This window comes from Paenibacillus sp. O199 (assembly GCF_001636635.1).
Lineage (GTDB): Bacteria > Bacillota > Bacilli > Paenibacillales > Paenibacillaceae > Paenibacillus > Paenibacillus marchantiae.
Genome location: NZ_LGRP01000036.1, coordinates 35,637 through 45,995 on the forward strand (window position 1 = coordinate 35,637; position 10,359 = coordinate 45,995).

Below are 10,359 nucleotides of genomic sequence, written 5' to 3' on the forward strand. Positions count from 1 at the left end.
TTCAGACAGATGAATATGGACGAGGAGGAACGAAAGGTGAGCATAAAAGGACTGATCCGTAAGGGGATCATCGGGTTATTAATTGCGTTGTTGATCACGCAAGGTTGGTATAGTGGTTTTGATTGGAAAGAAAGTAAAGTGTATGCTGATGATTTGACAAGTTTAGGAATTGAGTCTTCCGTACCAGCATTAGGAGCAAGCAATGCTGATAGTACATCACCATTTATTCTTGTTTTTAAGAAGCCGGTTAAAAAAGTTGTAGGAACGCAAGAGAACATATCCATATACAGATTGCCGGAGGAACGGCTTGTAGCTGAGGTTCCTGTGAGTTCTGGGGTGAACCTCATTCCTGACTCGCCAGGAACTCCAGATGTAGGAAAAACAATTACTTTCCAGCTACCTGAATCTCTTAAAGGTGGGTATTACGCAATTAGAATTGGTGGTAAATCTTTTGAATTTGAAGCTAATGAACCCTTTAATGGATTGAATCAGGAGGCATGGTCATTCAGTACCAAGGGAGTAGGGGCGACAACGGCGGTTTCCTTTTCACCAGCTAACGGTGCAGTATCCGTAGCACGAGACTCAAATTTACGGGTGACTTATAGCAATCTTATTGAGGCTGGTGTGGGAGAAATTGAAATTTTCGAAGATGGTGTGCTGTTTGAGAAATATGATATGACATTAACGCAACCTCGTGTTGTGATTAGTGGGAATACACTTACGATTGATCCTATAAGAAGTTTTTCCAATAATGCTACTTACTCAGTTGGTATATCTCAAGGGGCTTTGAGAGATAAGGCGGGGAACGATGTTGCTGGAACAGGACTTAATGGATGGAACTTTAAAGTGTTTCAATCTGATCCTACTTCCTTAACATTATCTTCCCTTTCACCGACTAATGGAGCAAGTGGGGTGGCGCTGACAGGAGAGTTGATAGTTACGTTTAACAAAGAACTGGATCCTCGTTATCCGGGATCAGTGTCGCTGAGAAATGCCAGTGGTGCAGTAATTGCAACAACAACAGCAGTGAACAGTTCGAATAATCGACAGTTACGAATCATTCCGCTAAATAGTCTAGCGAGTAATACCAGCTATATCGTGGACATTCCAGGAGGGGTATTACAGGACAAATCAGGAAATATATACATGGGGCTGAACGGAGCGTCGTCTTGGACATTCAGAACATTAACGCTGGATCGAACGGCTCCGGTTCTAAAGACATCTAAAATGTACAGTAATACTATTATTCGTCTCACTTATGATAAATTGCTCTCGAGTATAGATCCTTATACTTCAAGCTTCACGGTTACCGTTAACGGGGAGTCACGAAGTGTGAGCACGTCTTATGTGTCTGGGGATAGCGTCTACGTTGTACTAGATACAGGCGTAGCTGTAGGGCAAGTGGTACGAATTGCTTACTCTCCTGGATCATCAACGCGCAAGATTCAGGATTTATCTCTGAATTCCGCCGCTGCTTTCTCGGCCAGAGATGTGGAGAACAGTCTTGAATCGATTATGTCCAAACCAAGAGAAGGTAGTGCCTATAATAATACGATTAATCTCTATTATCCGGAGACCGTATATATTAATTCTAGTGAAACATTTAAACAATTCAGTGTGACTGCAGATGGGTCAGCAGTGGGTGTAAGTAGTATGTCGACTAACAACAGCTCTCTTGTTACTCTGAACTTGAGTCGTTCGATCACGAATGGTGAAGTCGTCCGTGTATCCTATCAGCCGGGTGAATGGTCTGTGAAGGATAGCCGCGGTCAGGCTCTTGCGGGTTTTAGCGGCTTTTACGTTCGTAATAGCATCGATACCAAGAATCCTGAATTCCAGAGTGCAGAGGTTAGCGGCAATAAATTGTGGATTCGTTATAACGAGCCGCTAAGTCGATCGAACAAGCCACTGAAAAGTCAGTATTCCGTACTGGTAGACGGCAAAGCTTTGTTTGTAAACGATTCGGAAATCGAGGATGATATTGTCACACTTACACTCGCTTCAGCGGTGACGAGCACACAGACCGTTACGCTGTCTTACGTTCCGGGGGCGAGCCGTCTAACGGACCTGAACGGTAACCCTGCTGGATACTTGGATTTAATCCCCGTGAAGTATACATACGGAAACGGAACGATCTTGTCGGGTGTACTACAAGGAGACACAATACTTATCAACTTCCGTCATGCTTTAAAGACAGAGTCGGTATTAACACCTTCTCAGTTCAATGTTCAGATCGGTGGCAACACAGTATCCGTTAACTCAGCATCTGTATCCGGCTCAGTCGTTACCTTGAAATTACCAAGCTCGGTAACTGCGGGCCAGACGGGTACAGTTAGCTATGCCCCAGGTTTAGTTTCGCTTAGAGATGCTCTTAATTCTGAAGTAGGGGCATTCGGCCCACTGACGTTGCAGCAAAGTGTAAGCTCTACTCCTACTACCACTCCACTGGAGGGAAAACCTTCCTGGATCACCGAATGGAGTGCTGCTGAATCCGGATTTGGGCAAGCGATGTTTGTGATGAATAATGATACGGCTTCTGTAGAAACCTCAACTTCACGCAATAATCGTTCTACGCGGCAGTTTACCATAGATGAGACGAAGCTTGCCCAAGCATTCGAGTATGCTTATTCAAGCGGGAAATTAAATCAACCCGTAATGTTTGAAGTACCAGAAAGTGAGGCGACTGCTTCTGTTGGCATCCCGTTTCATACACTCTCTCGGATGGCTGCAAACTATCGGTCGGGTTCAATTGGAATTAAGTATAGTGACAGTGTGTGGATCGTTCCCTTTTCCAAACTAGACGTTGTGGCTATGGGACAAAGTGCAGGTATAACGACTGCTCCTGGTACTGCTATATTATACGTACAGTTGGAGGCTCTTCCTATTTTCTCCTTAGGAACGCTGGAGTACATGCTGTCAAGTTTCAACGCTCAACGTTTGGCTAATGTAACAGAAGTCCATATTGATCTTTACAATGGTAATACCGGACAAAATGTAGAACAGAACATCAAAGGCCAGTTTTGGATGCAACTCCCTGGAAACACGTCAACAACCTTATCTAGTATGACAGCTGTTGATCCAGTTACACAGACTTTATCCTATGTACCAACAACATTCAGAAACACGACAGCTGGAATAATTGCTAAAGGGCAATTAAATGGCAATCAGATTGTAGTGCCTGTAACTCATTTGGTTAGTTTCCCGGATGCAAAGCCCTGGGCGCGTGATGCTATTACAGAGTTGGCATCAAAATGGATCATTAGTGCCGACAACCTTACTGCTTACAAGCCAGATAAGAAAATTACGAGAGCAGAATTTGCGGAATTGATTGCTAAAGGGCTGGGTCTGAAAGGGAATCGTGAAGCTGCGCAACGTTTCCGTGATCTTAATGGGAATAGTACAACGATTGCTTATGTTGGAGCTGCGGCAGAAGCCGGAATTATTAAGGGGGTTGAGGACAATAAGTTCAAACCCAATAGCTTAATAACCCGAGAACAGATGGCAATCATGATGATTAGGGGGATGGAATATGCTGGGCAATCAGCAACTCTTCAATCATCAGCTAAAGACACCTTATCTAAATTCAAGGATAACAAAAGTATAAAATCCAAAGATTCTGTTGCTAAAGCAGTACAGACAGGAATTATTCAAGGGGTGACTAAAACGGAATTTCAGCCCTTGGAAAACGTAACAAGAGCGCAGGCAGCAGTCATGCTAAAGCGCATGCTTAACAAAATAGGATATCTATAAAATAAATAAAATTATTATGACTCAAAAAGAAGCATATCAGATTAAAACTAACTGATATGCTTCTTTTTTTTGAGATGCTTCTTGGGAATTTTGTAGTAGAACATGAAATTTAACTGCGAAACTAGAATTCAGAAAAAATTTCAAAACATAAGCTTGAAATCCATATTTTTAATCAATGAGTGCTAATATAGGCTCCAGGCGTAACTTTTTCCACAAAAAGTAGTCTATTAATAGAAGAGTATACTAGAAATCTCGCTGTCTGCTGCCACATGGTAGAGATCGTGATATCTAAGATTGATATACAAGATGGGAGAGACGTTTCAAACATGCTGGGGAAACAAGGGAAACGGCTGAACGACGTTAAGGGTAGCAAGGCGAAGAAGTGGGCGATTGTAACGCTGGCAGGAGTGATCTGGATTGCACCGGTTCTGGGAGCGGGACAACAGGTGTGGTCGGGAAGTTCATGGCAGTCTGTGGCTGCAGCGGCCTCTACAACAACAAACAAATTGAGCGAAGAAATTCTGACTTCGGGTGCGAAGTTAATGAAATACAATTATACAACAACACGTTCCGGCTCGAAGGTGAACGTACTGGCAGATGTAATTCAAGTGGATTTGCAAAATCCCTATGTGAAGCTGGATGTCATGACAGGCAAGGGTGGCAATCTGAACAGTAAACAAAGCACGGGTGGCATGGCTAAGGAAAATGGTGCAGTAGCCGCCGTGAACGGCGATTATTTTAATGTATCCGGGGAACTTGCCCCAATTGGTGGACAGGTCTCGGATGGGGTGCTCGTATCTACTCCATCAGAGCTGTCAGGGATGTATGCCCTCACCGTAACCAAAGACGGCAAGCCGATGATTGATGAATATTCATTCGATGGCACCGTGAAGGCAGATGATGGTTCAACGTTTGCTTTGCGTGGGATAAATAAAGAGGACTACACGGTCGAATCGAGCTCGGTGAAATACAGTCACGCCAATTCGATGTATATTTATACACCGGCTTGGACGTCCACAAAACGGCCGAATGATCCTTCCACAACACCAACTGAGGTACTTGTGCAGAACGGTGTGATCACCCAAATTTCGGATAAAAAGGCGTTAAACATGACGGTGCCGGCGGATGGGTACATTTTGCGTGCGCACGGAACGGCAGCGACATGGATTATGACTCACCTGGCGGTAGGACAGTCGCTGAATGCGGATTACAAGTTAAAAGCCAAAACGACGGGGGAGACCGTTGATCCAAGCAACCTGCAGATGATGATCGGTGGACATACCATTCTGGTGAATGGTGGCAAGGCGGCTACTTTTTCCCGTGATATTGCTGCTTCCGGTATCGGTGGCATTCGTGCGAGAACAGCAGTCGGCTACTCCCAAGATGGTCGGTATGTCTACATTATTGCAGCGGAGAAAAACAGTAACAGCAGCGGTTTGTCGCTGACTGAACTGCAATCCTTCATGACCAGCATTGGTGTATGGAAAGGCATGAATCTGGACGGAGGCGGCTCCACAACAATGGTAACTCGTCCGCTTGGCGAGGAGACAGCAGGGCTTACGTTCAACACGGAGTACGGTACAGAGCAGCGTCAGGTCGTAAACACGCTGGGCGTGTTCTCTACGGCTCCGGAAGGTAAGCTGCAGGGCTTTGCCGTGAGTGGCAGCCAAACATTGCTAGTAGGGCAAGAGGGCAAGTATACAGCTAAAGGATATGACACCTACTATAACCCGATTGCGACAGGCGATATCAAGATGACATGGAAATCGAGCAACAACGGCATCGTGAGTGTAAGCAATGGAACGATCAAAGGTGTGAAACCAGGTACAGTGACGCTGACTGCAACAAGCAATGGAGCTTCATCTTCCATTAAAGTTACCGTGTTGGGCGGAAGTGAACTGGCTTCGCTGACAGCCGGATCTGGCTTGGGATCGCTCCAAGCGGATACAACGATTTCCATTCCAGTAACGGCGAAGACCAAAGACGGACAAAGTGTGACAGTTCCGGCGGATTCGCTGACATGGGAGTTTATTGGATTCAAAGGTAAAGTGTCTGCAGACCAATTAACCGTATCCTCCGTGAACGCTGGCGCTCAAGTTGGCTATGCGATCGGTCGTTATGACGGCTACAGCACGGTGGTTGTGCTCTCCGCTGCGGCAAGTGAAACGATATGGGAGAACTTCGAGAATGTTAGCTACCCGATCAACTTCACGACCAATGCATCAGGTGTAACTGGATCGGCGTCCGTGACAGCGGGAACAGGTGAAAAAGCTGGCTCCAAGGTGCTGCAGCTGAGCTATGACATGACCGCAGGAATAGGTAAAATGTATGCATATGCCCAATTGAACGGTTCCACTGGCAAAGAGGTATCTGCAACAGCAACATCCATGTCGATGGATGTTATGGGAGATAAGAGCCTGAACTGGCTGCGTGCTGAATTTACGGATGCCAGTGGCAAAACGGTATATGCCGATCTCGCTAAGGCAATTGATTGGGATGGTTGGAAAAAACTGAACGTGGACCTGAATGGGCTGAATATTTCTTATCCGGCGAAGCTGAAACGGGTTTATGTGGTGAATGTGGAAGAAGGTCAGGATGAGCGTGCGAAGACAGGCACGGTTGCTTTTGACAACATTGCTTTCACCATGCCATCCAAATCCAGTGAAGTGGGCTTGCCTACAGGAACTGCTTCTCTGGTGCTTGGACAGAAATCCATGACCGTAAACGGAACGAAAAAGGCAATCGATTCTGCGCCAGTACTGAAAAATGGTACAACATATGTTCCAATCAAGCATGTTTTGGATGCTTTTGGCGGACAGGCGAGCTGGGATAGCAAAAATCAAAGAGTTACCGTCGTGCGCGGTGGCAAGCTGATTGATCTGGTTGTAGGCCAGAAAGAATTCATCATCAATGGCAAAAGACAAAGTGCAACAGTAGCACCTTACGTATCTGGTGGTAGGACTTTAGTCCCTCTCAGACTCGTTTCAGAGCAGCTTGGACTGACTGTAAAATGGGAACAGAACACGAAGACCGTTACCATCTCATCGTGATATGGTATGATATATACCGGAAACGATAGAAATGGAGTCGAACAAACGTGGATTTACAAGCCGATGCCATAGACCGCGTCATAAAAAACGCCATACAAGTCATGGAAAACAGTAAATATCAAATGTTTGAGATTATGGACTCGACTCGGAATGAGCTGAAAACGCTGAACGAGGAATTGAAGTCGGTTCTGAAGGAGACGGCGGAAACGATCGAGAAAGTAGATCAATTGGAGCTCAACTACCGCCGCTCCCGGATCCGGCTAACTGAGGTTAGCCGCGACTTCGTCCGTTATTCCGAGCATGATATCAAGCAGGCGTATGAGAAAGCGACGCAGTTACAGCTGGATCTGATGATTTACCGTGAGAAGGAAATGTATCTGAAAGCCCGTCGGGATGATCTGCAGAAGCGTGCCAAAAATGTGGAAGCTTCCGTGGAGCGCGCCGAGACGATCGGTTCCCAGATGGGGGTTGTACTGGAGTATCTGTCGGGTGAGCTGGGTCAAGTGACCCGCATCATTGAATCCGCCAAAAATCGACAAATGATTGGTTTGAAAATAATTTTGGCCCAGGAAGAAGAGCGGAAACGTATTGCCCGTGAGATCCATGACGGACCTGCGCAGATGCTCGCAAATCTAGTGCTTAGGACGGAAATTGTAGAAAGAATGCTCATAAAGCAGGATTTTAAGATGGTCCAGGCCGAAATAGTAGATTTGAAAGGCCAGGTTCGTTCGAGTCTTGGAGAAATGAGAAAAGTTATTTTCAATTTGCGTCCTATGGCACTGGATGACCTGGGATTGATTCCAACGCTTCGGAAGTACGTGCAGGATTTTGAAGAAAAAACAAAAATCCGCTCGCTTTTTGAAACGAGAGGCAAGGAACACCGTTTATCTTCGGCAATGGAGGCTGCGATCTACCGCCTCGTGCAGGAAGGTCTGTCCAATGCTGCAAAGCATGCTTATCCCACTTATGTAGTAGTGGAAATTACATACCAGGCTCAGCTCGTTAAGATTGTCGTGCAGGACAATGGGCTTGGGTTCAAACCGGAGCTTCTTGCGAAGAAGAGCAAGGATCATACCCACTTCGGTCTGATTGGGATGAGAGAGCGGGTTGAACTGTTAGAAGGAAGAATAGAGATCGAATCCGCGGAAAATCAAGGAACCAAAATAGTGATTCATATCCCGACAAACGTGGATAAGGGAAAGGAGTAGCAGGATGGAAAACCGTGATACTGGAAAGACATCAATTAAAGTTCTTTTGGCTGATGATCATCAGCTGTTCCGTGAAGGTCTGAAACGCATTTTAAATATGGAGGACGACATTGAGGTCATCGGCGAATGCGGCGATGGGATTCAGGTGCTCGAATTCTGTAATCAGGATAAACCGGACATCGTATTGATGGACATCAACATGCCGGTGGAAAATGGGGTTGAAGCGACGGAGAAATTGCGTGAGCTGTTCCCAGATGTCAAAGTCATTATCTTGTCTATTCATGATGATGAGAGTTATGTGTTTGAGACGCTCCGTAAAGGTGCTAATGGCTACCTGCTGAAAGATATGGAGGCCGAGTCCCTGATCAATGCAATTCGTTCCGTTCATGAAGGGCATGCATTCATCCACCCTAAAGTAACTGGCAAACTGATCATGCAGTTGCGTCGGATGACTTACCTCAATGAGACAGGGGCGATGAGCGAGGGAGCTTCGAAGGAAGCAGGCGTTAAGTTTGTCGCTGGCGACAATAATCCGCTTACTCGTCGTGAGGCTGAAGTTTTGCGTCTGATGGCTGAAGGTAAGAGTAATAAAATGATTGGTGAGTTCCTGTTCATCAGTGAGAAAACAGTAAAAAACCATGTCAGCAGTATTCTGCAGAAGATGGAAGTGGATGATCGTACACAAGCGGTTATCAACTCGATCAAATATGGTTGGGTTACCCTGTAATATACGATTGTATTTAGAAGCAGTTTGATTATAGCAATTATAGGATTCTGTTTACTCGCGCCCATTCCAGAATATTGGACTGGTTAGCGGGTTAATGGACTTTATTACTGCAAATGAGCAAAGTGTGAAGTTAGGCGAACTTATGTTCAAGCTTCGGCATGAATGAGTGAACGACCTGGCCTGTCTTCTTCGTCCTGTGTCGATCAGAATGGAATATGAACGTTTGGGATTTGCAAGTGTAACCCTTCGGGGAATGCAGCATATACTGCTGTATACAGGGATGTTCGCCATGGGTGAGCATGACCTTCCGAGGAGGTGCAGTTGCCATGGTTGCTCATCTGACTATGATTCTGCTCATATACTTCCTGGCGGCAATGGCCGTTCATGCCATGCACCAGCGCCATCTTTCCCATCCGGACCCCGAAGGCTACGAGCAGATTATGCTCATTCCTTCCAATCAGGAGCAGCGGATTGAAGGCATTGTAAGAGCACTTTGCCGGGAATTATTTTACCGTGGAAAGAGCTTCACATTGACGGTTGTCGCTGATCGTTCGGAAGCCGAAACGGTTCGTATTATTGAAAAGCTTATGCTGAGGCAAGGAATGGAGTTATCCTACTTGTCTGCTGTCCCTACCGATATGGAACAGTGGAATCAGACCGGGAATCGTTCTATTCGCCTTATCGATTTGCGTGAGCCAAAGCAGTAGATGCTTTTTTTTGCAACAGTCGGGCTCATTAATTGTGCAAGCTGCTGAGACAGACTGGCTAAAGCGTGTCATCAGTCAGAATGCACTTTCAATGAAGTCATACCGGCTTGCCAAAATAAGCGTGAATTTCATCATGTTCGAGGTTAAAGATTACAGCTTATGCTGTAGTCTTTTTTTGTCATTGTAGCCAAGCTTGCTGTTAAATTAAATATGGGTTTTTATGCAATCTATGGTTATTGTCTCTGTTGGAGCCTTGTGGGGATCGCAGCACGAACCTTTTTGAATTCAGAACTCTTAAGTTAAAAGTATAGACGAAGCAGATTGGAAAAAGTTTCGCATGATCAAAGAAAGATTATCGCTACTCATTGAATGGGTAAAATGATCGTAACGATTGCTTTTGGAAACTACACGACTTGTGGGACAACTGCATAATTGATATAGTGATTATACAAGTAGATATTGAACTGAATAAGATATGGACATGAAGCACATGCTCCGACGAATAGTCGGTTGGCATGTGCTTTTTTTGCGTTTCACGTTAAGGGACATGGAGGATGAGGGAGGAGAGCAGATGAAGGTTGGGTTGTATGTGTGCCGAGTGAGAGAAGAGTGGAAGATGGTGCTGTCACTAGATATCCGAGTGGATGTGGCGTGGTGGCTTGAGGGATTGAGCGGACAAGGGGTGTTGCGATGGTTGCTGTTAGGCAGGGAGTTACCTTTAAGTCAGGCCTCGTGGATGGTAGAGAATTTTGAGGTGGAGCGAGGTATGGATCAGTGGGGAGAGGAGCATTGGCAGACGTATATGCAGCGCAAACTGGAAGAGTACGAGAGGGCCTCCGGGGAACTTGCGGCTAGGGGAGAGATGGGAGGCAATGTAGGGATTGTCGCTGAAAGAGTTGCGGAGGTGGACGGGATGC

At 45.8% G+C, this 10,359-nt stretch carries 5 protein-coding genes and 1 pseudogene; all 6 read left to right on the forward strand.

Translation table 11 applies throughout. From position 1 onward, the window contains the following. Positions 1 to 36 precede the first annotated feature (36 nt). Positions 37 to 3,750, forward strand: a complete 3,714-nt coding sequence (locus A6049_RS28090) for a SwmB domain-containing protein (protein WP_161490647.1) — start codon at positions 37 to 39, stop codon at positions 3,748 to 3,750. A 326-nt stretch (positions 3,751 to 4,076) separates the two neighbouring features. After that, entirely contained in the window at positions 4,077 to 6,800 is a 2,724-nt protein-coding gene (locus tag A6049_RS28095) for a stalk domain-containing protein (protein WP_063567746.1), read from the forward strand. 47 nt (positions 6,801 to 6,847) lie between these two features. Further along, positions 6,848 to 8,008, forward strand: coding sequence for a sensor histidine kinase (locus A6049_RS28100; protein WP_024631628.1), 1,161 nt, complete (start codon positions 6,848 to 6,850; stop codon positions 8,006 to 8,008). Positions 8,009 to 8,012: 4 nt separating this feature from the next. Then, the gene (locus A6049_RS28105) at positions 8,013 to 8,735 is read left to right on the forward strand and encodes a response regulator transcription factor (RefSeq protein WP_063567747.1); all 723 of its coding nucleotides are present in this window, start codon (positions 8,013 to 8,015) and stop codon (positions 8,733 to 8,735) included. Positions 8,736 to 9,061: 326 nt separating this feature from the next. Continuing rightward, positions 9,062 to 9,442 (forward strand): hypothetical protein, encoded by a 381-nt coding sequence (locus A6049_RS28110; protein ID WP_063567748.1) that lies wholly within the window; start codon positions 9,062 to 9,064, stop codon positions 9,440 to 9,442. A gap of 571 nt (positions 9,443 to 10,013) precedes the next feature. Next, positions 10,014 to 10,359 (forward strand): annotated as a pseudogene (locus A6049_RS28115) (hypothetical protein); the annotation flags it as partial.

What these genes read in the sequence shown, in the direction of transcription:
- A6049_RS28095 (WP_063567746.1), top strand. Translation starts at nt 4,077, where the DNA reads ATGCTGGGGAAACAAGGGAAACGGCTGAACGACGTTAAGGGTAGCAAG.
- A6049_RS28105 (WP_063567747.1), top strand. Translation starts at nt 8,013, where the DNA reads ATGGAAAACCGTGATACTGGAAAGACATCAATTAAAGTTCTTTTGGCT.
- A6049_RS28110 (WP_063567748.1), top strand. Translation starts at nt 9,062, where the DNA reads ATGGTTGCTCATCTGACTATGATTCTGCTCATATACTTCCTGGCGGCA.